The organism is Paenibacillus arenilitoris, from assembly GCF_014705655.1.
In the GTDB taxonomy this organism is placed as follows: domain Bacteria; phylum Bacillota; class Bacilli; order Paenibacillales; family Paenibacillaceae; genus Pristimantibacillus; species Pristimantibacillus arenilitoris.
This window is the reverse complement of sequence record NZ_JACXIY010000010.1, coordinates 78,477-105,349: the sequence shown is the minus strand read 5'-3', so window position 1 is coordinate 105,349 and position 26,873 is coordinate 78,477. Positions and strand designations below refer to the sequence as shown.

Here is a 26,873-nt window from a genome sequence, read left to right as displayed (position 1 = left end):
GCCCTCCCGTTTTAGATGTAAAAGCCTCTCCGATTCGGAGAGGCCTTCCCGCAAAGTCCGTTATTGATAGGCGGTACCGTCGCCGCCCGCGTCGATGGCCGCTTTCGTTTCCGCAAGCTGTTTGTTGATCATCTCGTTGACGACCCGCAGCGCCGTCGCGCTGTCCTTGGACTGCTCGAAAATATTCGGCTGGAACACCTGTTGAACCGGCGGATTGATGAAGGTCAGACCCGGCTTGCGCGGCGCCGGCATCGCGCTTTGCAGAGCGAACAACGCTTGAATGTGTTTGTCCTTCATTTGCGGAACGTTCTGGGCGAACGCCTGCTGAACCTCGGGCACGTTCAACGGTCCGATAATCGATTCTTTCTGACGCTCGGCCTGCACCTCGTCGGAAAGCAGATATTGGATGACCTGGAACGCCAGCTCTTTATTTTTGGATTGCTGCGTAATGAACAGGCCGTTCAGGTTCGGCTGATATTTCGAGCTCGAAGCTTCCGGAAATACGGGGACGGACGCAAGGTCGAAATTCAAATCCGGATATTCGGTCGACCATTTGAGCACGTTTTCCACGACATCCACGGACATCGCCATTTGACCTTTCGGGAAATCGCTCGTCGTGGTGAACTGGTTGCCCGGAATTTCGTAGAAACGCCGGATATTGTTTACGATTTTCAGCCACGTATCCGAATCCAGGGCGCCTTTGTCTTCATTGGGATCGAGCGCGGGCTCGGATAGCTGGTTGTACATCATGTAATGGCTCGGATGCTGCTGGAAGCCTTTGTACGTAATGTCCCCGTCCTGGCGCGTCAGCTTCTTGGCCAATTCGTAAGCCTCGTCGTACGTCATGCCGTCCTTCGGATAATCAAGCCCGTACTTATCGAAAATATCTTTGTTATAAGCGAGCACGAAATCGCTCATTTCGAACGGAAGGGCATAGGTTTTGCCGTCCGAAGCCGTTTTGATGACCTCCATGCTTGCCGGATCCAATTTGCTCGTATCGAAATTGAATTGCTTGATCAGATCGCTCATATCGTATTCCAATTTAAACTTCTTGACCATTCGGGAGGTGTTCCGGCGGACCTGCTCGAATACGATATCCGGAATCGTCCCCTTGGCGATCAAATCCTCGTACCGCGTACCGTCGTTCCAGTGGACGTGCTTCAGGTCTATATCGGGAAACTTCTTCCTGATGTACTGTCCGATCAGACGCTCGAAATTCGCTTCGTCTTCGTAGACGGGGTTTTGCGCGGTGTAGAAAAACAGCGAGTTGCCTCCGTCGCCGGAGCCTTCCGTATTCGCGGGCTCAACGCTCGCCTCGTTCGTGCTTTGCGCGTTGTCGGATTGCTCGGGCGCATTCGTGCCGTTGTTGCTTGTGCAGCCCGCCAGTCCCGTAATGGCAAAGCACGCTGCCAGAGCCGTAATCAATAGTTTTTTCATAAATAATGAAAGACCTCCTTGTTCTTTTGTAGAAGCGCTTTCAACTGCTTAGCTTAAAATTAACATAGCGGCCGGACCGAAATATGGGGCTTTCAATTCCCCTTTATAGGCCGATAACTGCATCCGTGCTTACTTCTCGCCGATCGCCCATTGCACGGTCGCATCGAACGGCTTCCAGCCGTCATCGGTCGCATAGATGATATCCTCCGGCGCCAAATACATAAACGCGCGCCGGGCCGGCACGGCATTGCCGATCCCGTTCTTGACGCCTTTGTCGTACACGGCGATGAGCGCTTTCGTATCGTCGTCCGCGGCGGTCGCGATGACGGCGGCATCGCCGGTAGGCACGATGAATTCGAATCCGCCGTTCGATTTGTACACCTCGACGGTACCGCTCAGACCCGATGCGATCGGATGCTCGCCGTCCTTTACGTTCAAGGCCGTCCCCAGCACTCTGCCGAAATCGGTATTCTCCCCCGTCCCCGTCATGTCGTTGTAGCTCGTCACTTTGCCGGAAGCGTAAATGACGGGCACCGCCGTATTGTACAGTTTGGTGCCGATATTGCCCGCGCTGCTGATGGTGGAGTTAATGTAGACGAGCGAGTAGTTTTGCGCTTTTTTGTCCGTAATTTCCCGGTCCGTCATTTCGGTCACTTCGAACCCGAGCTTGGTCAAATGGTCCTTGGTCAGCGTATCGCCGATCGTGTCGTTGCCTACATAAATAGCCGTTTTCTCTTCGGGCGTTTCCGTAGCGGTCGTTGAAGAAGAACACGCCGATAAGGCGACGGCCGCAGCCGCCAGAGCGGCGAACATAACAATAAGACGACGTTTCATGGATGCGATTCCCCCCGATTCATGGAATGAGTAACTGCTTGATGGATAAATGCCGCCCCCCGGTTTAAGGCAGGGGAGGCGATAAGACGACTTTCCCGTCTTCCAGCGTGACGCGGACTTTGTTGCTGCCGCTCGCCCCGATCGCTTCCAAATAGGATGCGGGAATTTGCAGCCGACCGGCCCTGTCGAGCACGGCGTATTCGATATGCGAGTCTTCCTCGGTATCGGCGGCAAGTTCGTTCAGCTCTTGCGCGTAAGACGTGCGCCTGACCATTTCCGACGACGTTTTGCCGTCGCGGATCGCAACGACGCGGTCCACCTTTTGGGCAAGCTGCGGGTCGTGGGTGACGATGACGACCGTCAGACCGAGCGTATGGGACAAATGCCGGAACAAATCGAGAATCTGGCCGGCCATGGCCGAATCGACCGATCCCGTCGGCTCGTCGGCCAGCAGCAATTTCGGATGGTTGGCCAGCGCGATGGCGATGGCGACGCGCTGCTGCTCGCCGCCGGAAAGCTGGCTGAGCCGGTTGTTGCGCCGATGGCTCAAGCCGACCGCCTCAAGCAGCTCCCGCGCGCGTTCCCGCTTTCGCCGGCCTTTGAGCAGAATGGGCAGCTCCACGTTCTCCTCCGCCGTCAAGTACGGAATGAGATTGCGCGCGTTATTTTGCCAGACGAAGCCGACGCTTTCCCGCTTGTACCGAACCAGCTCCCGATCCGATATTTGCAGCAGATCCTTGCCGTCTACGGTGACCGAGCCGGCCGTCGGCCGGTCCAGTCCTCCGAGTACGTTCATCAGCGTCGATTTTCCGCTGCCGCTGTTGCCGATGATCGCCATCAGCTCGCCGGCCTCGACCTGCAGGTCAAGACCTTGCAGGGCAACCACTTCCAAATCGGCCTGCTTATAAATTTTCACCAGGTTTTCACATCGGATCATCCTAATCCTCCCCCAGCTTGAGCGCCTGATGGATGCGGATTCGGGATACGGTAAAGCCGAGGATTCCGATGCCCAGCACCATCATGATCGTCACGATCACGTACAACCCAACCTGGTCGCTCGGATTAAACGTCACCTCGAACGGCAAAATTTGCGTCCTCTTGTCGAAGGACATTTCGAACAGCCTCACGAACAGCCGGCTCGTCAAATTTCCGTTCAATACCCCGAGAAGGATCGCCGCCCCGGAAATGAGCAGCTGTTCGGCGATCAGCATCCCGATCAGTTGGAAAATGGATATCCCCATCGCCCGGAGGATGCCGAACTGAAGCGTTCGCGCGAACAGGGAAAGCACCCAGTACAGCAGGAAGCCGACGAACGTAATGACGATCGAAATAAGGAAGTCAAGCGTCATGACGCCGTTAATCGCAAGCTGGAACGGGTCGTTGACGGCCCTGATCCGCTCCTGGTTCGCATCCGCAAGCGAAGTAATGTCATAGCCTTTGTCCGTTACCGCTTGGTAGACATCCTCGCTGGACGACCCTTCCTTTAATTTCAGCCATACCTCATACGGCTCAAGGGAGACGCTGTTCTGAATATAAGAGAGATTGCCGATCACGAGGCTCGGCATGGCCGGCTTGGCGGAGCCGCCGTCGTCCGCCGACGGCTGCGGAGCCCCGCCCGCGCCCGGATTCCAGGTCGGCCAATAATCGACGATTCCGTAGACGATAAATTCCGCCGTATCCGCGCCGTACCAGCCGATCTGGATCAAATCGCCCGTATTCAGGCCATGCTGAATAGCCATCGATCTGGAAATAAGGACGGCGGTCGGCTCGGATGCGAGCAGGTTCAAATACGAGTTGAACGAATAATCGAGAAGTCCGTCTCTGAGCCAGGCCGTCATGCCGAACTCATAGGTATCGATGCCCATCAATTCGACTTTGCCCCGCTCCTGCAGCTTCGAAGCGTCCCCGTCGTTGCCTCTCGCCGGAGCGTAATAGGAGGCGTCTTTCTTGACGAACACCTTGGCCGCATGCTCCACTTCCGGCATCTGCGTAAACGGCAGGAACGAAGGCTCCGTATACTGCGTCTTCCGCGGGGCCCCGTTATTCGAGGATGCGGTCTCCTCCGCCGTATCCCCGTCCGCGCCGGCCGCTCCGCCGGACAATAGAATAGGCGGCGCGTCGCTTTCCCAACGGATGGTCATCGCGATGTCCGCGCCGATCCGGTAATCGATTTTGTCGGCGACGTTTTTGTTGATCGTGCGGTTGGCGCTCGCGCTGAATATGCCGGTAGCGATCGTGATGATCATAAACACCATGATGAATTTGTACGAAGCGGACGTCCGTCCGACCTGGATTAACGTATAATAGAGCGACGGCGGCCACCAGCGTCTTCCGATCAAATAAATCAAACGGATGAACCACGGGTATAGACGGAGCAGGCATAAGCCGAGCCCCAGAACGAAAAACGCCGGAATAAGAAACAGAAGCGGATCGACCGACATATCGGCCGTATTCGCGCCGATAGAGAGCAGCTTGCTCATCCTCGTTTCATAGCTTTGCAAGCCGTACAGCGATATCGCGATCAATAGGAAATCGATATAATACTTGTGCCAGAACGATTGCTTCCGAATGCGCGCCAGCTGCTGCTTATGCGCGACGATCGAGAAGCGGGTCGCGAGCAGTACCGGAAGCAGCGTCATCGCAAGCGACAACACAATGGCGATCAGCGCGTATTCGAATGCCTCCCTGCCCACTTCCGCATGCAGCTTGGCTCTTTGGACGAATTCCAGAAAGCCGCTGGACGCTCCGAGCACCTTGGTGATCATGACCCCGACATACGGTCCCGCGAAAAACGCGATGACGCCAAGGACCAAGCCTTCGATCGTATAGCCGAGCACGATTTGCAACCGGCTTGCGCCCCTGCTGCGCAGCACGGCGATTTCCGTCTTCTGGCGTTCCGTAATCAGGTTGGCCACCATATACAGGTAAAACCCGAGCATCAGCATGACCGGCACGTTCAGCGACAACAGCAGGATTTTAAGCTTCGCTTCCTTCTCCTTGTATACGCCGAGCGTTCGGAGCGCCGGCGCGTTTTTCGAATGCGTGTCGTACTGCCCGTTCATATGGGCGGCGATGCGTCCGTTCTCCGCGAGGAAATCCTTGGCCGAGCTCAGCGTCATTCGCGTGTAGTCGAGCGCGAAGTACCAATAGCTTGATTCGACGGTCAGCTCGTTGCCTTTCGTGAACGACTTATCGAACAAATCCAGATCGATGAGGAAGCTGCTCTTGTAGCTGACCGTGGAGTTGTACCAGAACAAATCCGTATAATCGCTTGGTTCGATCACGCCTACCGGCTTAACCCTGATCTCCGATTTCACCTTGTCGTCTTTAACCGCAAAGACATTGCCGAGAACCAGATTGAGTTCCGTCAGCGCGTCCGGAACGACAAGCGCCTCGTAGACGCCGTCAACCGGCTCTTTCTTCGGAAGCCGTCCGTCCTTCAGCGCAATATGCTTCTCCACGTCGCTGATCGCGGCGAAATTCGCCCACCGGATCTTATTGACGTCCATCCGCTCGGTGTCGGACGGCAGGAAGCTGTATACGGCCGTGGCTCTCTCCCGAACGAACTGCTGCACCGGAAGCCCGAACCGGCCGGACGCTTTCTGACTTAAATAGTCGTCCGTTGCGAAGAAGCCTTCATCCGGAGGGGCCTTGCCGCCTTCGGCGGCGGGATTGTCGGCAGACAGCCAATACGTGCCCGGATACTGTCCGGTGTCCGACTGCAGGTTCTGCAGCTCCTGACTTAGCATTCGCTGCAGGATGGCGTTCGTATAGATCGGCATGCTGCTTGCTAAAGCGACGGTTAAGACGAGGCCGAACAGCAGGCTGAGCTCCAGCCATTTGTTTTTTATCATTTTGCGCAAAATCATGATCAACAGCGCCAATGCGTAAGCCCCCTAATTAGCCAAAATCACCTTTTGCCCTGCGGACAAGCCCTTTCTGATCTCCACCTCGGTGTCGGTCACGATTCCTTTCTCCACATCGATCTCTTTGCGGCTTTCCCCATCCAGCACCTGCACATAATCGCGGTCCAAATAGGTGCGCAGCCCCGATCTCGGAATGATCAGCACCTGATCCCGCTTCTCCGTTACGATCGTGATGTCCGCCTGATCGCCGATGTTAACTCCGGACGGCAAGCCTTGCACGTCGATGACGACCGATTTGGCGTTGCGGGCATCGATCGCTTCGTTGTTGCTCGCCGGAGCCGTCGAAGGTGTCTGGACCACTTTCCCTTGATAGGTTTTGTCGTTAAGCTTGACGCTGACCTTCATATTGATCTGAACGCCGGCAAGATTGCCGCGGTCCGAAGCTTCGTAAAGGAGCTTCCTCTCGGTAGGGTCGGATATCGTCACCAGCTTCTTGTAGGCCGAAACCTGTTCGCCAAGCTCCATCGGTTCGATATAAGTGACGATGCCGTCTACGGACGATATCAGCCTGGTCTGTTCGAGCTGCTTTTTAAGCAGATTCAACTGAATTTGAGCGCTTTCAAGATCGAGCAGCTTCATCTTGACCGCCGGATCGCCCTGTCCCTTCTCGGCTAATGCCTGCTCGAGCTCGATTTTGATTTTCTCGATTTCGATTTCCTGCAGCCGCACATCCGCTTCCAATTCGTCCGTCTCGGTGGAGACCAGAACGTCCCCCGCCTTCACCTTGGCGCCCAATTGAACATTGATCCGGGACAGCCTTCCGCCCGATTGTTTGAAGAACAAATAATCCATTTTGTCCGATACGAAAGCGGCTACGCCGGTAACCTGCTTCACGATGTCGCCTTGTTTCACTTCCACGGTCTCAATCTTCTGTTCGGCCGGTTTGGCGAGCGGCGGCTTCAATTGCTTCTCTTCGACCGGAAGCAGCGAGCAGCCCGACAGGCAGAGCATAACGGCGGATACGCCAATAACGATCCGGATCCCTTTACCTTTCCTCGGCAATGCGACCATCCTCCAATGCATAAACATGATCCACGATTTCCATAATCGCCGCGTCGTGCGTCGTCAAGACAACGGTCAATCCCTCGTACTTGACCAGATCCATAAATACCTTCATCACTTGCAGCCCCATCTTGCTGTCCAGCTCCGCCGTCGGTTCGTCCGACAGGATGAGCGAAGGCTTATGGGCAATCGCCCTAGCGATCGCGACGCGCTGCTGCTCGCCTCCCGACATTTCGAACGGTCGATGCTTCATCCGGCCTTTAAGGCCGACAAGCTCGAGCGCTCTTTCCGCATATTCGCGATGGAAATCGGGAGCGATTCCCGCAATGCGAAGGCCGAACTCGACGTTCTCGAAGGCCGACATCATCGGCACAAGGGCAAAGGACTGGAAGATCAGCCCGATATCGGTTCGGCGGAGCTTGTTCCGCCTGTATTCGGTCAGCCCGCCGATTTCCGTTCCTTTAAAATGCACCTTTCCTTCCGTCGGCCGGTCGAGCGCTCCCAATATATTGATGAGCGTCGTTTTTCCCGAGCCGGATCTCCCTCGTATCGCCACGAGGCTTTGCGGCTGAATGGTCAGGCTCGCGCCCCTCAGCACCTGCACGCTGCCGGCGCCGTGTCCGAACGTTTTCGCGATGCCTTCGGCCCTGACAAGCGGTTTTTCGATTAACGATCGTTCAGCGGTAGTCATTCGACCTCCCCCTCGTCTGGCATTTCGTCCTTCCCAGGCGTATCACGCTCCTCTCCTGCTTGCCGTTAGTTCAAATGTATATCGGATGCTTCCTATACTTATAGGCGGATCATTTCACATTTATAGGCTGTTATTACTTCTTTTACCTATTCGACGATACCCGTTCTTTCAACGCCTTCGATGAACCACCGCTGGGCGAATGCATAGAGGATGATCGGCGGCAGGATCATCAGGAACGTCGTCGCCATGCTGATCGGCTCGGTGAAGATGGAAGGTCCGCTAATTTCGGCTTGCGCCCGGATCATCGAAGCGATGCGCGAGATGCCGAGCGACAGCGGCGGCGTTTCGGTATTGGCCAAATACATGCTCGGCAAATAGAAGTCATTCCAGGTCCAGACGAAGGAGAATAGGAATACGACAAGAATGGCCGGCTTGGCCAGCGGCATCATCACTCGGAAGAACACTTTGTAGACGCTCGCTCCGTCGATTCTGGCGGCTTCCTCAAGCTCCTTCGGCTGGGTGGAGAAGAACTGGCGGTAAATGATAATGAACAGCGCGCCTTTAAGCCCAAGCCCGAACAAGGCGGGAACGATGATCGGAAGGACCGTATCCAGAACGCCAAGCACTCTGGCGAAGACCAGATTCGGCAGAATCGTTAGCTGGAGCGGCACGATAAAGGTGATCAGCAGAAAGAAGAACAGGACCGGCTTGAAAGGCACCTTCAGCCTTGCGAAGGCATAGCCGGCAATCGCGCAGGAGCAGGTTTGGAGCAGAGCCACGGAGACGGACAGCAGCATGCTGAGCCCGAAAGCCTTCGGATATTGGAGCCATGCCCAGGCATCCTGAAGATTGCCGAAATAGACGACCCGCGGAATCCAATTGACCGAAGGGTCCAGCAAATCCGCTCCGTCCTTGACCATGGATGTGACCATGTGCAGCACCGGCTTTAAGTAAATGTAAGCCGCGTCGATCAGAATCACGTAAATGAATAGTTTAAATAAAAGCCCTTTGTCGGCCTCCCTGCCGAAAATGGAATACCGGACCTTGCTCAACCAGCTTAAATCCGCGGACAATTCCAGCTTTGTTCCCAAACGCGCGGAAATGTCCGCGCGTTTGGTCCGCAAACCGATTTTGGCCAGCATTTTGTCCATCCTGCCTCACCTCTTCCGTCATGATCGGCCGCTATGCGACCATTCGCTGGGATTTCGTCGCCCTGCTGAAAAGAATGAAAATAATAATCAAAAAGATGCCGATGATGATAAAGTAAAGCCAGATGAGCGCGCTGAACTGCCCGTACTCGCTATCGCGCACCCGCATAATAATCGGGTTGGTCGGGAACGTGAACAAGTCGACGACCGTGTAGATCATGTTCAGGAAAATAAACGGCGTCATCGCCGGCAGCGTAATTTTCCAAAAAGCCGCCCACGGGCCCGCCCCGTCGATGCGAGCCGCCTCGTACGCCGAATTGGAAATCGTCTGCCTTCCGCCGAGGAAGATCAAAATTTGAACCCCGGAGTACCACAAAATCAGAACGAAGGAATCGAGGATCCAGATGAGCGGGGTCGCCCACGTAGCGGGCAGATTCCCGCTGATCAGTCCCGACACGTTGTATTTGGACATAAAGCCGAGCGCGCCTTCCCCCTGCGTCAGCAGCTCGCTGACGACCTGTCCCGTGGACAAGATGACCGGCAGAAAAAATATGGCGCGAAACAGCGAACGGCCGGCAAACCTTTGGTTCAAGACAATGGCGATGAGCAACGCAAAGATGACGATAACCGGAACCATGAACAGCGTCTTCTGAAGAAACGGGATCAAATCGTTATACAGCAAGCTGCCGTCTTCCAGCAATATATCCTTGTAATGCTTCAGCCCGACGTACGAGCTTGTCATCCCCGTCGCCACCACATTGACTTTGCGGAAGCTCATGTAGAGGGAAAATCCGAGCGGAAAGCCCATGAACAGCACAAAGCCGATAAACCAGGGAGCAATGAATATCGTTCCTTCGACATATTCCATCATGGACGCTCTAAGCTTCGTCGCTTTATTCATGGCTTCGCCGCCTCCCCGTCCAACACGATGAAGTCTTTCGCCGGAACTTCCAAATCGCCGTACGCATAAGGCTCCGTATTGTAGTTGACGATAATCCGCTTGCCGTTCTCGTAGCCCGTTTCCTTTACATTGGGCGCGATCGTCTTGTGATCGACGATGAATTGGTTCTGAACGTCGCCGAGCGCCTCGTTGAAGCGCTTGTATTCTTCCGCCGCGTACGAGCTCCAGTCCGAAAACTTCGTGCTGTAGAAACGGATGCCGTACGCGCGCTGGAAATCGCTGGTGTCCGCTTGGGTGAACACGTATGAAGGGACGGCCCCGTATTCGATTTCCCGCAAAAAGCCGTTGCCGTTCTCATCCCGGTTGTTCGAATAATCAAACGAATACGAGAGCAAGCCATGCGTCGCGATTTGCGCGAAGGGAACCGCCTCGTCCGCAAACAAATCGTAGGAGTAGTCGGAAACCATATTTTGAATATGGCGAACGTACGGCAACGCATAAAAATTCGAGCTTACGCCCTGCACGCCGCCCAAACCGTTCCGGACGGTGTTCAAAATTTCGGCCTGGACCTCCTTCGCTTCATCCCTTGACGAGCCGTATTTGGTATTGTAATCGCTGAACAGCTCTTGCCCCGTGCGGTTCACGACAAGGCCGTCGATGCCCAGCTTCTTGTAGCCTTCCAAGTCGCCTTTGACCGAATTCAAATTGAACTTATCGCTGACCGCGGATACATGATCCTCGTTGTAAAGCATGCGCATGTCGATCGTTTGCCCGGCCAAATTCGTCACGCCGGCAAATTCCTTCTCGAAGCCTCCCGCCCCGGTGTTGTTCAAGGCGTATTCCGTATCCAGATAGACCGGAGCGCCCAGGCTGTGGGCATAATCGACGAACGACTTCATCCCTTCGTCGCCGCCGATGCCGGGATCGACGGGCAGCGTTCGCCCGAATTCGCTGTAGCCCCCTTTTTGCCATCCGGTATAGGTGATGGACAGATTCCCGATTCCCAGCTCGTGCAGCGTTCTCACCATTTGCTCCGCTTCTGCGGTCGTCGTGCCCTTGATGTACCGAGCCGCCAGCGTTCCCTTCTCCTGATCGCCGCCGACAATGGTCATGTGAAGCGGCACGCCGGAAGAGGCGGCATCCATCTTCTTCAATCCTTTTTCTTCTATTAGATACCGGCGGTAGCGCTCCGCCATCCCGACATAGTCCGAATTCGCCTTATCGAGCAGGTAGTACCTGACGGCCCGATCGCTGCCGAACAGCTCATCCCGGTTGAAATCGACGAAGCCGGATTCCTCCGCGTTTTTCCTCGTATATTGAAGAAAGCTCGACCGGAAGTTCATCTGTGCCGTAATCCAGTTGTAATCGCTGAACACGCCGGCGGGCGACGCTACGATATTGGCATACGCCTCGCCGTCGTTCAGGACGGCCAGAAATCCTTTATCGCCGGATTTCATTCCGAAGACGGGCATCGTAACCGGATTCCGGTTATTGTAGAGTCCCTGATAAACCATATCCGAGCCGTACACGCTCTCGTCGTACACCTTATTGACATTCAGCTTGTTATCCTTGAACCGGATGAGCGCCCCGGGGCCGTCCGGGATGAACAAATAGCCTTCTTGTCCGTCCGTATGGGTCGCGCCGAAGAACGGATACAGCCTGACCCAGACGAGTCCGAGCTTGTTCTCCTTCAAGCCCTCCCGAACGATCTTCGTCTGGACGTAATCGCCGTCGACGGTAACCTCGACCGGTATCGTAAAGCCCGTCTCCGGCAGCTCGAAGGTCAGCGAGAAGCCTCCGGGGATCGTCTTCAAGTCCTTAATGCGGTCAACGCCGGGAGTAAAGCTGAGCTCCTTCGGATTCAGAATCGGCTCCGAGAAATCGACATACTGAAGCATGATCGGCGAGGAGAGATGCTGCTTCCAGGTTTTCGATATGTCTTCCTTCGCCCAATACTTAGGATCGGGATAGGAATAATAGACCTCGTCGTTCCTTTTGTCCTCCATCATGAAATGGCCGGTTTTGGCGTCCATCTTCAGACGGAGCAGCTCCGACTCCGCTACCTGGCTGAAGCCGGTCGAATCGGGCAGCGCGGCTTGGCTATCGGTGTGAGCGCCGCCGGAGCCGTTATCCGCCGGAGCCGGCGGCGGTGCCGCCGTCGTTTTCCAAACGAACCGGGTATTGGCGGCGATCAGACTAACGGCAATAACAAGCAGGACGGCTGCGATTACGGCGGGCAAATTCCGTTTGGCGAGCAGCGGTTTGATCCACTTCATCGCAAAGTCACCTCCTGGTAGAGTTCATAGAGGAAGGAGAACAAATCGCTTGTCAATCCAACCGTAATAAAGAGAAGAAGGCCAATGACGATCATCGTGACGAGAGTCAGCACGATGTTAATGATCGTTTCGCCGACGCTGTAATTGTGAATCCACTGCGTATTCCAGAACATGAGCAGGCCGATCCAAATGACGAGGCCTTGGGAAACGAAGTTGTAAACGGACGATTCCGACAACGTCATGACGTTGGACAGCAAGGCTAGCGGAATGCCGATAAGAATGTACGGAACGAGCGCGTAAGCGCTTCCTATGAAGATGTCCCGGAATCTGCCCTCGCCCCGGTAGATCGAGCTGACCAAATAATTGGCGATGACCCACATGATCCACACGATGAAAAACTGGGTGAATACGTTGTAAACGTTGACGAAATGAACGAGCTGAAACGAGAAGCTGGTGACGTATTCGCGAATCAAGAGGGCGGAATAAGTCCCGGCGATAATGACGGCCGCGCTCCAATACGTTCCTTTGCCTTCATACCGGATGGCGGTGAAGCCGTCGACCGGATGCCTCAAAATAAAGAACGCATGCTTGAAATGGGTAATGAGCGGATTTCGCGATCGTTCCCGGCTGCGCCATTTGGCCTTGAGACGCTTCGTCACCGTCCACTTATCGAGCGCGACCATCAGGAAAATGCCTGCCATTATAATCGTAGCGATCCAGGAAAAGTTTTGCTGAAACCACAGCAGCCGAATTTGCCAATACGATTCGGAAAACCCTTCCTGATCGCCCGCGGCTTTGAACAGCCTTTTCGCCTCTTCGAACTGCTCCTTTTTGAACGCCGCCTGCGCCAGACCTTGAATCGCCGGGCTGAAATCGGCGTTCAGCCGAAGCACCTCCTGCCACAGCTTCTCGCTATCCTCATAGAAGCCCGCCAAGGTCAATTTGTTCGCTTCGACGACCTTCTGTCCGAATTCCGACATCCGGAACTTCTGAATAATATTTTCCTGATCGTCCAGGACGAACAATTCGTTGCGCGCGTTGAAATCGAGCGCGACGGGGCTCTTCATGAGCCCGATCTGGGAGGTGCCCGCGGCGGACGGCCCGCCCCAGAAGTACAGCAAGGTTCCGTTGCCGTCGTAATGGCTTATATATTTGAACTGCTGGTCGACGACCGCGATATTACCTTCGCTGTCGACCGCCACGTCGATCAGCTGCGGGGTCTTGACGGCGGTCGGCGCGAGCCCTCTCGCATCGGACGGACGGTATTCCCCGAACGAGCCCTGCGAGCTTCGCAGCATGTCGGCCCCGCGGGAGTTCAATTTCTTCAGCTGGTCGCTGGAAATCGATCCTCCGGTAACGGTGTAGATGAACCCGTTGCCGTCGCTTGCGAGACTGTTGATCGTCTCCGGCCTCTTCAGCACTTCCCTGGCGTACATTTTCTCGGTATACAGCCATTTTTTCAAAGCGTCCATGGCGGACAGCACCGTCTCGTTCGTTCCGAAATACCCTTGAAGATGGCCGTTCGGATCGAGCACGAGCAGTCCCTCGTAGCTCCCTTGCGATGCGACGTACAGAAATCCGCGCTCGTCGACGATCAGCTTGACCGGCGTAAAGACGAACGTGTCGGAAATAAATTGCGAATCCGGTTTAACGAATTCCTTGACCAGCTTCCCGTCCTTATCCAATTTGACGATTCTCCGGTTGCCGGTATCGGCGACGAAGATTTCGCCTTCCTTGGTGACGAACACCCCTTCGGGCTTGTTCAGCGCGCTTTCCGGAACGGTTAGGAAGCGGACGAGCCCGCCGCCGCCGTCCAGATGCACGATCCGGTTGTTTCCCGTATCCGCGATGTAGATCTCGTTGTCGTCATCGATAAAAATGTCTTTCGGATGCGACAGGGACGATACCGTCTTCACCGAAGGATCGTTCGGATCGGGCATATACAAATCTTCTCCGATGACATCGATCGGAATGTAGGCTGGCTGCAGCCAGATCAGGTTGCCGGCGCTATTCTTCGTGTACGTGTCGTACTTGACGTCGGCCTTGGCCGTTAATGGAAAAAACACGGTGCTCAAGATGATCAGCGAAAGGAACAACCACAGCCCGCCGCGTTTAGGTTTCATGCTTTAGACCTCCGTTTGCTCCGCATCACTTGATGCCCGAGTGAGCCATCGTTGTGATGACCTTGCTCTGAAAGATAAGAAATATGATAAGATTCGGCAGGAACATGATGAGCGCGGCGGCGGCCGCCGCCCCTTGCCTTGCCACATTGTTGGCCATATTGGAGGTCAGCGTGGAAATAAAGAACGGAAACGTCTTCATGGTCTCATCCTGCATGAAGAGGGTTGACGTCTCCGTATTTCCCCATGCGTCCTGAAAGGCGATGATGCTGATCGTCGCCACCGCGGGCATGCAGATCGGAATGACGATCTTCAGAAAGATCGTAAATTCCTTCGCGCCGTCTATCTTCGCCGCATCCAGCAATTCGTCCGGCAGCTGATCGATAAACTGCTTCATTAGAAACACGCCGACCGGTACGGCAACCATCGGGAGAAGATGCCCGAAATACGTGTCCATGACGCCCAAATTGCTGACGACCAAATACCTTGGAATCGCGACCGTTTCCGGCGCGAACAACAGCGTCACGAGAATGGAGCCGAATACGATCCGATGACCGGGAAATTTATGCTTGGAGATCGGATACGCGCACATCGCGCTTACGCCCGTGACGAGCACGACGGTCGCAACGGCCACGAATACGCTGTTGAAAATATACCGGGACATCGGAATGGCCGAGTTTTTCGTAATCGCCCACAATTCGATGAAATTTTGCATCGACGGGTTCCGAACCCATATCGTCGGCGGATAATTGAACAGCTCCTGGTAAGGCTTGAGCGCGTTGTTGAAAATGTACACGAGCGGCATCAGCATAAAAATACTGAGAAGAACGAGCATGACCGCCGATATCTTCTCCGTCGGAGTCAGGCGGAACGGCTTGGCGCGTCTCCGCCAAAGCCCGGAAAAGCGAATCGCCGACGTCGTTTTCATCATTCATCCTCCTTCGTACCGAACAAACTCCAACAAAACTTGTTGGCCACATACATCAAGAGCAAGAGGAAGACGGATAAAGCCGTCGCATAGCCGAGCTCCATGCGGATAAAGCCGTAATCGTTAATATGGTTGACGATCAGATGCCCCGAATACTCCGGCGTCGGGTTCATGCCGGAAAGCTGGCTGCCGATCCCCCCTGCCTTGAACGTGCCGACGATGGCCATGACCGCGCCGAACAGCATCTGCGGCTTCATCGACGGAATCGTAATGTACCATATTTCCTCCAGGCGGCTTCGGATGCCGTCGAGCTTGCCGGCTTCGTACAGCTCGGAGTTCACGTTCAGAATGCCGGCCAGCATGGCCAGAAAGCCGATTCCCATGCTGGACCACAAGGTGACGACGATCATCGAGGTCATCAAATATTCCTTGCTCGTTACCCACAATTGAGGCTCGCTGACGAGGCCGAGCTTAAGCAGGAAGCTGTTCAAGTAACCGATGCGGTCACCGGAGAGCATCGGCTGCCACACGATGGCCATGGCGATCCCCCCCGTCAGGGACGGGGAGTACATCGCCAGGGCAAACCATTTGCGCGACGTCCGCGGCAGGATCGAGATCAGCCACGCCAGGAAAAACGCGGCAAGATAGCCTCCGGGACCGACAATAACGGAAAATTTGAACGTATTGGGCAGCGCATACTTGATAAACAGCAAATCCTGCGAGATCATGTAGCGGAAATTGTCCCATCCGACAAACCGCGGCGGCTGCAGCGAGTTGAAATAAGTAAAGCTGAGACAAAAGGCCGCGATGACCGGAATCATGATGAATAGAATAAAGCAGATCATGAACGGCGCGATGAAAAGATAAGAAACGCGGTAGGACCAGATCGTCTTGAGGAGCGATTGCGTCTTGCGCGCCGTATTATAGGCAGCTGTCGCATCCAGGCTGTTAATCGGCTTCGATTCCGCTTTCAACATACGGCTCCACTCCTTTCCAAGGCTCCTTCACCACCGGCAAATCCAAGGATTTGACGGGTTTGCCGTTTGCGTCGATGAACTTGAATTCCTGCAATTTCCGGCTCATCTCCCGCTCGATGTCCTTGACGGCGGTTTCCAGCGAGCTCCGGGGATTGATGCCGTCGAGCACGGTGCGATTCCATGCGTTTTGAAGCTCGCGGGCCAAATAGTAGGAGCCGGGGACGTTCGGGATTTCCTTGAACCATCGCCACTGCTCCAGGATGCTGGCCGCATCTTCCGGTTTCCACGGGAGCGTCATGAAAGCCTCGATATTCGACGTATTCCAGCGGAACGCTTGTCCGTTCAGCATCTCGATATCGTTGCCGAATCGCTCCTGCGCCTCCGCGGACGTCCACCATTTCAGAAACTTCCAGCCTTCCTCCGCCATTTTCGTGCTTTTGAACATGACGCCGCTCTGGACGCCGCCGCTCATCCAGCGGGCAACGGTTCCGCCTTGCTGCAGCTTGCCCGGTATCGGCGCGATGCCCCACAGTCCGTTCAACTCCGGCGCCGCGACCATCAGCTGGATGTAGGCGGTTATATCGGCGATTCCGATCGGGACGGCGCCGCTTCGGAACGACTGGAAGAAGCTGGCGAGCTGCTGGTCGGCGGCATGAACGTTGTACAGATCCGTCCACTCTTTGAAGCCTTCAAACCCTTTCGGCGTCGTCAAAGCGGTCTTCATTCCGTCCTGCTCGAAAAATTCGGCGCCGTTCTGATAGATGAACGCGGCGTTCGATACGGGCGGAAAGTTCAAGTTGTTCTGCTGCAGCGTCGGAAGCATCTCGTAGACGTCATCCCACGTATCCGGAACGTCGAACCCCAAGCGGCTCAGCACATCCTTGCGGTAGTACAGCATCTCGAACGTTTGCGTCTCCGCGATGCCGTAATAGCCTCCGTCGTAATAGAACGGTATCCATGTTCCGGGAGCGAACCGCTCGTAGATTTGATCGAAATCGGGGAATTGCGTCAGGTCGTACAACCCTCCCCGCACCGCGTATTCGAACGGAAGATCCTGCGACAGGCCAAGCGCGACGTCCGGCGCGATGCCGGCCGCGTTCATGAGCACGAGCTGATCCGAGCTCGGCAGCAGGTTCACCTTCACCTTGATCCCCGTTTCCGGGGTGAACATTTCATCGGCCAGCTGCTGGATCAGATTGACGTAGTCCCTGCCCCGCTGGACCCAGACGTTCAGCTCCCCCTTCTCCCCGTTGCCAAGCTTCGTCTTGGGCTTGAACGTATGCAGGAAGTCGAACAAGCCACCTTTGACCTTCTGGAAGAAGCTTGCTTCCAGCTTCGGAACGTCCTCGCTTGCCGGGACGATGTACAGACGGTCGAGCTGAAGCGGCTGCGTGCCCAGCTGCTGCAAATAATCGGCGAGCTTGCCCTGCATGCCCGTCAGCTTATCGGCTTCGTAAGCAATATGATTGATGTTGCCCAGAAGCTCCTGCATATCCTTCTCGACGGTAACCATCCCCTGCGTCAGGGCATCCGATCTGCCGTTGACGGAGATGAGACGCTTCTCGACATCGCGAAGCCGATCGTACAAGTCCTGGAATTGGGCGACAAAATCGGGCAAATCGCGTTCGATGTTCCAGGTCCTGTTCGGATCCACGGCTCCGCCGGTGAGCGCGGTTATATCAAGCGCCCGGTCCTTCAGACCGGATATAATATGGTCCAAATCGACCATGATCGGCTTCAGCGGAGCTTGCGTGACGCGCATCGTCAGCGTGTTCGTCCCCTTCTTCAGCTCGAACTCGTACGGCTCGCCGTTCCCGTCCTGGAGCGTAGTCCCTTGCCAGCCCGACGCATAAGGGAACCGGTAAGCCTCCATTTCCGAGAAAGGCGCTTTTCCGTTTACCGATATGGATCGGAATGTCGAACGGTTGGAGGAATAGGACTGCTGAAAGCGCATCGCGATTTTGTATAAGCCGTCCTCCGGAACGTCGAAGGTCCAGGTTATTTCTTGATTGCCCGTCGCCCAGCGTTCTCCGTTGATGGCGTTGTAGATCAACTTCCCTCTCTCATAGGGAGTGGAGGCGACGTCGTTATCGTAGGAAAGCGAGACGGAAGAGTCGTTCTTCCAAGCCGCCCGCTCCGCCTCGATCTCGATCGCATCGCCGGATACGGCAGCCGCTTCCCCGGTCCGCTTGCTTGCGACGGTCTTATAATCGTCGATCGGATCGGGAGCTTGCAGCATGATCGACTCGATCGCCAGCGGATCGCTGCCGGACAGGCGCAGCACATGCTTGCCCGCCGTCAAATGCCAAAGCAGCGGACGTTCGTAGGCGCCCCCCGAATCGCGCAGCCGGGCGGTCATCCAGTCGCTGACATCCTGCGAAGCGGGCCGGATTTCATCGCCGTATTCGTCTTTCTCCGGAGGCATGGCGTCCTGCCATTTCCGGTACAGCTGAATCGATCTGGATTCCAGGTAAGGTCTGCTCTGATCGAACAGAACATTCAGCGTAATCGGCTTGCGGTATTTTTCCCCGACGAAGGGATGATAGGAAATGTCGATCGCGTACAGCCCTTCCCGTTCGACGTCGATTTCATATTCGATCCATTCATCGGATTCCGCCGCCCATACGAGCACGTCGTCTTTGTTCTCGAAGGAGCCCGCTTCGATTCTCGCATTGTCCGACTTGCCGGCGTACGCAGTCCCCCGGACGGTTATTTGACCGCTCGCTTCGGGGATTCCTTGCTGCTTCCACTGCTCCAGCACTTCGGAATAATAAGGCTCGCCGCGATCCGAATCCGTCTGTCCGCCGACGTCTTGGAGGCCGGATTCAGGCGCCTGCGGCGGCGCCTCGTCCTCCGTTACGGAATCGTTCACGCCCGCCGGCAGCTGCGACGCATAGCCGTTAAAGGCCGTCCCGGACAGCAACACCAACACGATCGCGATTCCGATCCGATGCCGGAACCGCAAAAACTCTCTCACGATTCATCCCTCCATGCGATCATCGTCGTGCAGCAAGTTTTCTCCCGTATCCAAATCGAAGAAGAGCGCTTTCCGCATATCGAGCGTAACAATAACCTTTTCGTTCTCCCGGCTGCCTTGGTCGATGTTGGAGCGGACGGTCATCAATTGGCTCGCCCCGATCTCGGCATATAAATAAAGGTCCGCTCCCATAAACTCGCTGAGCTTGTGGATGCCCGGAATTTGCGAATGCGGGTTCGTCTCTCGCATGGCGGGATCCAGATGGACGTGCTCGCTTCGAATGCCGAGCATGACGCTCCTGCCTGCCTTTCGCTTATCGATCAGCTTCTTCGACTGGCTGTCGGGGATTGCGAGCGAATATTTCCGGGTATGGAACTCAAGCGCCCCTCTGGACACCTCGAGCAGCTTGCCTTCCACCAAGTTGATCGGAGGAGCGCCCATGAATCCGGCCACGAACATGTTCTTCGGGCTGCTGTATATTCGCTGCGGCGTATCGACCTGCTGGACGATCCCGTCCTTCATGACGACGATGCGGTTGCCCATCGTCATCGCCTCGACCTGGTCATGCGTCACGTATACCGTCGTCACGCCGAGCTGCTTGTGCAGCTTAATGATTTCCGTCCTCATCTGCACCCGCAGCTTGGCATCGAGATTCGACAAAGGCTCATCCATGAGGAACACCTGCGGATTGCGGACGATCGCCCTGCCGAGCGCGACGCGCTGCCGCTGCCCGCCGGACAGCTGCCTCGGCTTCCGTTCCAGGAAATTTTCGATTTCCAGCGTCCGGGCCGCTTTTTTGACGGCCATATCGATTTCGTGCTTGGGCAGCTTGCGCATGCGCAGACCGAACGCGATATTCTCGTAAACGTTCATGTTCGGATATAGCGCATAGTTTTGAAATACCATCGCGATATCGCGGTCCTTCGAAGGCAGATGATTGACCAGACGGTCGCCGATATAAATTTCGCCGGACGAGATGTTCTCGAGCCCCGCGATCATTCGCAAGGTAGTCGATTTGCCGCATCCGGACGGGCCGACCATGACGAGAAATTCTCCGTCCTTGATTTCCAGATTAAAATCCTGCACGGCGCTAAGTTTGTCCTTGCCGTATCGTTTTTCCACGTGATTCAATATGATACAGCCCACATTGGCACCTCCCGGTTCCTATTTGCATGATAACGGTTACAGCTTTTTTATTATGGTAATCATTATATATTGGCTTTTTGATTGAATTATAGGTGAGGTTCGCACATTCTATAGGCGGATTACGCTTTTGGGAGCGGAGCTATTCGATCTTCCACTCCTGGAAATTTTGCCGGTATTTTCTAGGCGTGACGCCCGTCTTCTTGCGGAACAGCGCATGAAAAAACTTCATGTCCAGGTATCCGACCAGGTTGGCGATTTCGTGGATGGAGATATCCGTCGATTCGAGCAGCTCGCAGCATTTTTGAATCCGAATATTTTGCAAATATTGGATAAACGTATGTCCCGTCAATTTTTTGAACTGCCGCTGAAAGTGGCTGATGCTCATATAGAAATGGTCCGCCACGTTTTGGGCCGTAATATTTTTGGAGTAATGATTTTTAATGTAATGCATGACGTCGTCCAGCTTGTCGTTGGGGGAAGGCATGTACTCTTTCTCCATCTCCATGCGCTGCAGCATGATCAACAGCTGGATCAGCGTCGTGTTCAATATGATTTCGCAGCCTTGATTCCGTTTCAAATATTCGCAATGCATGTTGTGGATCATATTGTGAAGCGTGCTGTGCTTGTCGTGAAACTGAAGCCATCTTCCTTTCCGCTCTTGCGGGTACAGGATCATGCGAATCGTTTCCGAATTTTCGGAGAAATGATGGCTCCAATTTTCCATCGCCTTGTTCCGGAAGATGCAGTTGTACACGACAAGCACCTTATCGCGCTCCGGAGAGGAGGGGCGGAATACATGCGAGGTGCCGATCGGGATGAGAAAGACGTCCCCTTGCTTGACCTGCACCACCTGATCCTCGATGTAATGAAAACCGCAGCCCTCTCCGACAATATTGATCTCGACGAAATCATGCGTGTGCTGGCCGAGAGAAAAGGCTTCCTGCTCCCGGTTGACGAAAATATCGATGTCGAGATCAAAGAAATTCTCGCCCCTAAGCTCCGCGATTATTCCGTTCACCTCAATCTCCTCCTTCCGTTCATCGCCGCAATTCGCGCAAAGGCAGTTCGAACCGGCGAAGTCCGTCGCTTGCAAAGGCTTGTTCGCCGTTCACGTACAACCGATAGCCTTCTTCGATGCCGGCATCGTCCGGCACGCATCCGGGCTTCCGGTAAGTCACGCGAAGCTCTGCCCCGGCCGCCTTGATCCGGTCAAGGCAGAAATAATCGAGTCCGGCATCGACCGGATCGAGGACGATACGGTCCGCTTCGATGGACAATCCGGCAATATGCGCGATCAGCAGATCGATGTAGAACGAATGATTGTACTCCTGCTCGTCGCTGAGCGGCTCGCCCGTCGCGCTGTTGTAATGCTCGACGAGCCCGGGCTGGTTCAAATCCCTGTTGAAGAAGTGCAGAAAGGAGTATTCGCGCAAATAGCGGATGAACCGGCTGTCATGCCGGTGGCCGCTCCGCTTGCTCTCCTTGGCCAGCGCATCGAGGACGATCGCATTCGTATACGGCCATGTCGGCCCGTCCCACACGCAGCCGTTGCGCCCTTTCACGAAATGTCCCATCCATCCGCCGTCCCTCGTATAAGCGGGACAATCGGCCGCGACGGACGGAAACGGGCAGCCCGTGTCGAACTCTCCCGGATCGAACAGATGATCGATGAGCGCGTCATGCTTGCCGTCGATGATTTGCGCCCAAGCCGGATAGAAGCCGACGATGTTTTTCACCAGCGCCTTTTCGTCGGTTTCGTGATGAAGATCATAGAAGAATGCGCTTTCATAATCCCACATTTTTTGCAATATATCTTCTTTGATGAGCTCTGCCTGCTCATGGAACGCCCCGGCGTCCGGATCGCCCAGCTCCTCGCACAGCCTGGCTACGGCAAGCGCATTCAAATAATGGTATACCGTCCGGTCGACGCGTTTGACATGCGTATAGGTTGCCGGATCCTTCGGGTTTCTCGGATATTGATGAAAATACCAATAGCTCGGCTGGTATTCCTTGCCCGTGCGCGTATGGCGGTATTCGATCATCAATTCGTCCCGGTCGCTGCCGTGCGCCCGCTTCCAGGCGGCGATCTGCGCTTTCAAGCCCGGCAGCAGCTCCCTCATCGTCTCCTTGTTCCGGTGTACGAGGTACAGCTGGTACGCGGCCCAGCAGGAGAAATTGGCGAAGGAATGCATCACGGTATCGACGGTCAGGCAGCAGAACATGCCGTCCTCGTTCGGGCTTTCCTTCATGTTTTGCAGAGAGCCTACGCCGTAGGCCGGGTCGTGATGCCATCTGGCGTCCATGAGATGCAGCGGAACGGACAGGTTGATCAGCTTGCAAAATTCCCATCCCCCCTTGCTGAAAGGGGCTTTGCTCTTCTTGTGCGATCTGCCCTCGTAGAACAATGGATGCTGCAGACGCCCGTACTTCGGATCGGCCAAATTGTGGCGCAGCAAAAACCAGCGGTAGGTCCACGTCTTGTTCAGCAGCGGATCGCTGCAGCGAAAATCCGGAATACGATCGAACCACTGCTGATAAGCATCGATATAACCGGCAACGGTCTTCTCATGGGAACGGCCGCCAAGCGCATACGCGCCCGCCCTCCGCGTCAGCTCATCCGGCTTGTCCTGACCGCTGATTCCAAGCGCCGCGGCGATCATGAACGATTTCGTTTCCCCCGGCTTCAGAAGGACTTCCCGGAACAACTCTTCATCGCTCGATACGATTGCGGCGTCGATATGAAAGCTAAGATGCCCGACCGGGAACGTCCCGTAAAGCCCGCTGCCGGTGTCATGAAACACATCTCCGTAAGTTTCCAGCCGCAGCACAATTTCCTCCCTGCCGAGGTTGGTCCACGTCTGGAAGGACACGGCGCAATCGTCCCATGCAATAAACTTCTGCTCGCGGAACGATAGCCGGTTATCCTCATATTCCATTCTCAAATGGCTGGGGTACCATGCCGTCCGGCACGGCTCGAAGCTCTCGGTTCCGGATGCCGATACGGTATAAAGCAAGGGAATGTTAACCTTGTGAATAAAATCGAACCTGCCGCCGAAGCCGGGCCGCGGCTCCAAATAATCGGCCCAAAGGCGCGCGCCCGTCGAACCGAGCAGCAAAGCGCCCGGTAAGGTGCGAAGCGCTTTTCTCCCCGCGCCGAGCCGTTCGTCGATGCGGTTTGCCGTCGTCATTATGAATCCCCCATTTCGCATATTGAAATATCGTGCGTCGCTGTCAAATTTAGTATATCTCACTGCGTTGGCCGATCATTGGTGGATTCTGCCCGAACTATGGGGGAAATCTGCTTTTCAAGTCCGTTTTTGTCGGCTTCTTTGTCCTTCCCTGCCCTATATTCGCTCCCGCGAAGGTCCCCCTTTAAAGAAAACCGCCCCTGCCGGTACCGGCAGGGGCGGAAATCGAAAGCTGCGAATTAATTTACGGTTATGAAGGTCGAGGACGTTTTGCCGTTAGGCGCAACCGCCGTCAAAGTGAAATCCGTCATATTGGGTTCGTCCTCATTGCCGCTGCCCGGCTTATACACGATCCGGTTGCCGTCGTCGATATAGATTTTATCTTTCTTGTCCGGAGAAGTATTCGGCACGTAATGAATGTCTCCGATTAAGAAGGAGATGCCGAACAAATCGTTGTATTCGGCGATTTTATCGTTCGCGACGCTGTTGCCGTACTGGTCGGTCACGGTAACCTTCTTCATCAGTCGTTCATCCCACGGAAGAAGGCCGTTCGGAAGACTGCTGTCGATCACGTTCGCGGACTTGTCGACCTTCATCTCCTGAATCGCCGGACGCTCATCTTTAACGACCACTTCCTTGCTCAGCGTTCGCGCCCCCGTCGGCGTATCGAAAATGACGGTAACCGTCGCCTTTCCGGCGCTCAGCCCTATAATCCGGGATACGTCGTCGTCGCCAATCACATCCGGGTCGGATGACCCGATCTGCCGAATAATACCGGAAGGAAGAGCGACGTCTCTGCCTTGTTCGTCCTTGGCGCTGATTTCGATTTCCCTTGCGAACAGGTCTCTGCTGGCGAGCAGGTAGGTCGAATCGGTGACCGTCGTAATTTCCTTGCGCTCGTAATAGTAGCTGCCGGCCGCGAACAGCGTATCGTCAAGTTCCATTTCGTAGGTCAGCGTCTGACTGCCTCCGTATACTTCCGCAACGGCCGAAGCCGAAGACAGGATGCCGATAAGGGCGCCGGACGAGTCCACTCTTATGAGCGAGACGCTTAGCCGGTAAGATCCCGTTTTCGCCGGATCGGCGACGAACGTTACCCCTTTCCCGGAGCTGTCGTTCATTTCGATCCTGACCGCGGCGGTCTCGTCGTTCAGAACGGCCGCGCCTTTGGTCGTAACCGCCCCCGCTTCGCCCGCGGTCCTCTCCAGCTTGTATTCGACTTTGTAGTCGGGAAGCGCCGCATTGAATTGGTCGCCGTACTGATCCAATATTTTAAATTTCACCTGCTGCTCTTTGCCCGGAAGAAGCAGGATGCTGCTGTCGCCGTCCAGCTTGACGGACGCGGGCACCCGCTCCTGCGGTTCCTCGACATAGACGCTTAGCTGCGCGCTTTTGCCGGTGTGCGGCAAGATGACGGAGACCAGCGCCTGTCCGGCGCCCGCCGCCCGGGCAATCCGAATCTTGCCCCTATCCGTTCCGTTCGCCTGGATGGCCGCTTTGCGGCTTACGTTCGGCGTAACGCTGTAATCGGTCCGGAACGGCGGGTCCGCTTCCACCACCAGCTGGCCGGAGCTCGCGACCTGAAGGAGGCCGCTCGTCTCGGCATCGACGATTTGCGATTGGGAAAGGGCGACGCCCTCCTCGTCCTTGACGATAATCGGAATATAGACGTCCTCTTCCCCGACCGTCAGCGTATCGGCGAAGTCGAATTCGACGGAAGCCGGCATTTGCGCCGCCTTCACCTTCAGCTTCACGGACGTCTGCTGGCCATAGATTCTGGTGAACAGCATCAAACTCACTTCTTTGCCAATCTTCACGTCCGGCGATACCTCGATGGACAAGTCGGGATAACCGTCGTTGTCGTAATCGAACAGCTTGCCCATGGACGGGTTGTCGCGAAATACGCCCGGTTCCGAGAAAGCGGTCGTGATCCCTCTCTCGCCATTCAATAAATCGGCGTCGCTGATGCGGAAGCCGTACTGGTCGAAGGCGGAAAACAGCTGGTAAGCCCTTCCGCCGGGCTTTAACGCCTTATCGGAACCGAGAAATTTAAGCTCGCCCAGTTCGACCCTCGAGACGATCGGCGGATCGCCGACCGTGAACAGCTTGCTGACCGGGCTGGTGTCGGCCGTCATCGGATTGGGCATCAGAATAACCGAGACGGGCGCGCCTTTCGTATGACGGCTCAAGTCCAGCTGGAAGGCCTGCTTGCCGGCGAGCGGGACCGCCCTGACCTTGTCGGCTCCCACTTCGATTCGGAAATCGCTTGCCGTCCAGTCGGATTCCTCGTCGTATTGGTTGACCGCTTTAAACGGGATGATGACTTTGGCTTGCGGCAATATATCCGAAGACGAGGCGAATCGGAATGCGGCAAGCCGCTCATCCTGCGCGGTAAATTCCGCTTCCGTTCTGTCGACCGCCTCCTCGTCCAAGCCGGTTAGCTTGACGAGATATTTTCCTTGCGTCAGCTTCTGATCCAGCGTGATCGTGGCGGTCATTTTATCGCTTGCCCATTCGATATCGCCCGGCCGGTCCGATCCGTCCCTCGTTACGCCGAGCTTCGCTTTCCCGGTGTCGACCTCTTTGTTCAGCCAGACCGTCACTTCCTTGGCGCCGGTCGGATGCGCGTTAACGATCGACGCTTTATCCGGCACTTTGCCCGCGATAAACAGATTGCGCGCCTCGTAAGCGGCTAAGGCAAGCTCGTACCGGGTCACGGGAGCCGCCCCTTCGAATGCCGTACCGCCGTATTTGTTCGCGAGCAGTTTATTTTCCAGCGCGAGCGCGACATAGGGGCGCGCCCACTGGCTAACCGTCCGGTCATCGACCGGCTTGGCCTCGAGGGCCTCATCCTCGAGTCCAAGTCCCCGGATCAGAAACGTTGCAAGCTCCTGCCGGCCGACTTCCCCGGAAGGATTATAAAGGGTTCCTTTTGCATCGGATCCTTTCGTCATCTTCGCCGCTTTCAACGCTTCGATGTACGGAAGCGCATAACCGTGCGGGCCTTCCTTCGCAACATCCGAGAAACTGGAAGCGCTCAGCCCGTAATCGACCGGCAATTCGAAAATAAGGGAGGCCACTTTGGCCATCTGCGCGCGGTTCATCTTTAGATCCAATCCGAACCGGTCATCCGAAATGCCATGGAATATGCCTGATTTGATCAAGACGTCGAACTTATTTTTCACTTCGGCCGGAAGATGCTTCAAATCGGTGAATTGGTCGACCGATTTCCCGGCCGCCTCCTCTGCCAGGGCAGCGGGGGAACAGATCGTGTAAAACAAAAGCAGAACCGAAAGAAATCCGTACATTCGCTTCATCATTC

17 protein-coding genes are annotated in these 26,873 nt (G+C 55.5%); all 17 read right to left on the bottom strand.

Annotated elements, in window-relative coordinates:
* Positions 1-60 precede the first annotated feature (60 nt).
* The 17 genes from IDH41_RS08045 to IDH41_RS07965 all read right to left on the bottom strand — a co-directional run bounded on the left by IDH41_RS08045 (position 61) and on the right by IDH41_RS07965 (position 26,868).
* Positions 61-1,437 carry an ABC transporter substrate-binding protein gene (locus tag IDH41_RS08045; RefSeq protein ID WP_190859890.1) on the bottom strand — a complete coding sequence of 459 codons (1,377 nt, stop codon included), beginning with the start codon at positions 1,435-1,437 and terminating at the stop codon, positions 61-63.
* Between the two features lie 129 nt (positions 1,438-1,566).
* Complete coding sequence (locus IDH41_RS08040) at positions 1,567-2,271, bottom strand: hypothetical protein (RefSeq protein WP_190859888.1); 705 nt, start codon at positions 2,269-2,271, stop codon at positions 1,567-1,569.
* 64 nt (positions 2,272-2,335) lie between these two features.
* Positions 2,336-3,208 (bottom strand): ABC transporter ATP-binding protein, encoded by an 873-nt coding sequence (locus tag IDH41_RS08035; RefSeq protein ID WP_190859886.1) that lies wholly within the window; start codon positions 3,206-3,208, stop codon positions 2,336-2,338.
* Between the two features lies 1 nt (position 3,209).
* Positions 3,210-6,155: an ABC transporter permease gene (locus IDH41_RS08030; protein ID WP_190859884.1), complete on the bottom strand. Its 2,946-nt coding sequence runs from the start codon at positions 6,153-6,155 to the stop codon at positions 3,210-3,212.
* A gap of 12 nt (positions 6,156-6,167) precedes the next feature.
* Complete coding sequence (locus tag IDH41_RS08025; protein WP_223829546.1) at positions 6,168-7,199, bottom strand: efflux RND transporter periplasmic adaptor subunit; 1,032 nt, start codon at positions 7,197-7,199, stop codon at positions 6,168-6,170.
* Positions 7,183-7,890 carry an ABC transporter ATP-binding protein gene (locus IDH41_RS08020; protein ID WP_190859882.1) on the bottom strand — a complete coding sequence of 236 codons (708 nt, stop codon included), beginning with the start codon at positions 7,888-7,890 and terminating at the stop codon, positions 7,183-7,185. The genes IDH41_RS08025 and IDH41_RS08020 overlap by 17 nt, the downstream gene beginning before the upstream one ends.
* Before the next feature lie 146 nt (positions 7,891-8,036).
* The gene (locus tag IDH41_RS08015; RefSeq protein ID WP_223829545.1) at positions 8,037-9,041 is read right to left on the bottom strand and encodes a carbohydrate ABC transporter permease; all 1,005 of its coding nucleotides are present in this window, start codon (positions 9,039-9,041) and stop codon (positions 8,037-8,039) included.
* Between the two features lie 31 nt (positions 9,042-9,072).
* Positions 9,073-9,939, bottom strand: a complete 867-nt coding sequence (locus tag IDH41_RS08010; RefSeq protein ID WP_190859880.1) for a carbohydrate ABC transporter permease — start codon at positions 9,937-9,939, stop codon at positions 9,073-9,075.
* A complete protein-coding gene (locus IDH41_RS08005) occupies positions 9,936-12,215 on the bottom strand; it encodes a DUF5696 domain-containing protein (protein ID WP_190859878.1) in 2,280 nt (759 codons plus the stop codon). The genes IDH41_RS08010 and IDH41_RS08005 overlap by 4 nt, the downstream gene beginning before the upstream one ends.
* A complete protein-coding gene (locus tag IDH41_RS08000; RefSeq protein ID WP_190859877.1) occupies positions 12,212-14,338 on the bottom strand; it encodes a YIP1 family protein in 2,127 nt (708 codons plus the stop codon). The genes IDH41_RS08005 and IDH41_RS08000 overlap by 4 nt, the downstream gene beginning before the upstream one ends.
* Positions 14,339-14,363: 25 nt before the next feature.
* On the bottom strand, positions 14,364-15,263 hold the full coding sequence (locus IDH41_RS07995; RefSeq protein WP_190859875.1) for a carbohydrate ABC transporter permease: 900 nt from the start codon (positions 15,261-15,263) through the stop codon (positions 14,364-14,366).
* Positions 15,263-16,240, bottom strand: coding sequence for a carbohydrate ABC transporter permease (locus tag IDH41_RS07990; RefSeq protein WP_223829544.1), 978 nt, complete (start codon positions 16,238-16,240; stop codon positions 15,263-15,265). The genes IDH41_RS07995 and IDH41_RS07990 overlap by 1 nt, the downstream gene beginning before the upstream one ends.
* Positions 16,212-19,217, bottom strand: a complete 3,006-nt coding sequence (locus IDH41_RS07985) for an extracellular solute-binding protein (protein ID WP_317890705.1) — start codon at positions 19,215-19,217, stop codon at positions 16,212-16,214. Before IDH41_RS07985 ends, IDH41_RS07990 begins: the two co-directional genes overlap by 29 nt.
* Before the next feature lie 3 nt (positions 19,218-19,220).
* On the bottom strand, positions 19,221-20,363 hold the full coding sequence (locus IDH41_RS07980) for an ABC transporter ATP-binding protein (protein WP_190859873.1): 1,143 nt from the start codon (positions 20,361-20,363) through the stop codon (positions 19,221-19,223).
* Between the two features lie 139 nt (positions 20,364-20,502).
* Positions 20,503-21,381 (bottom strand): helix-turn-helix domain-containing protein, encoded by an 879-nt coding sequence (locus tag IDH41_RS07975; RefSeq protein ID WP_190859871.1) that lies wholly within the window; start codon positions 21,379-21,381, stop codon positions 20,503-20,505.
* Positions 21,382-21,400: 19 nt separating this feature from the next.
* Entirely contained in the window at positions 21,401-23,551 is a 2,151-nt protein-coding gene (locus IDH41_RS07970) for an MGH1-like glycoside hydrolase domain-containing protein (RefSeq protein ID WP_190859869.1), read from the bottom strand.
* Between the two features lie 239 nt (positions 23,552-23,790).
* A complete protein-coding gene (locus IDH41_RS07965; RefSeq protein WP_190859867.1) occupies positions 23,791-26,868 on the bottom strand; it encodes an S-layer homology domain-containing protein in 3,078 nt (1,025 codons plus the stop codon).
* Positions 26,869-26,873: the final 5 nt, after the last annotated feature.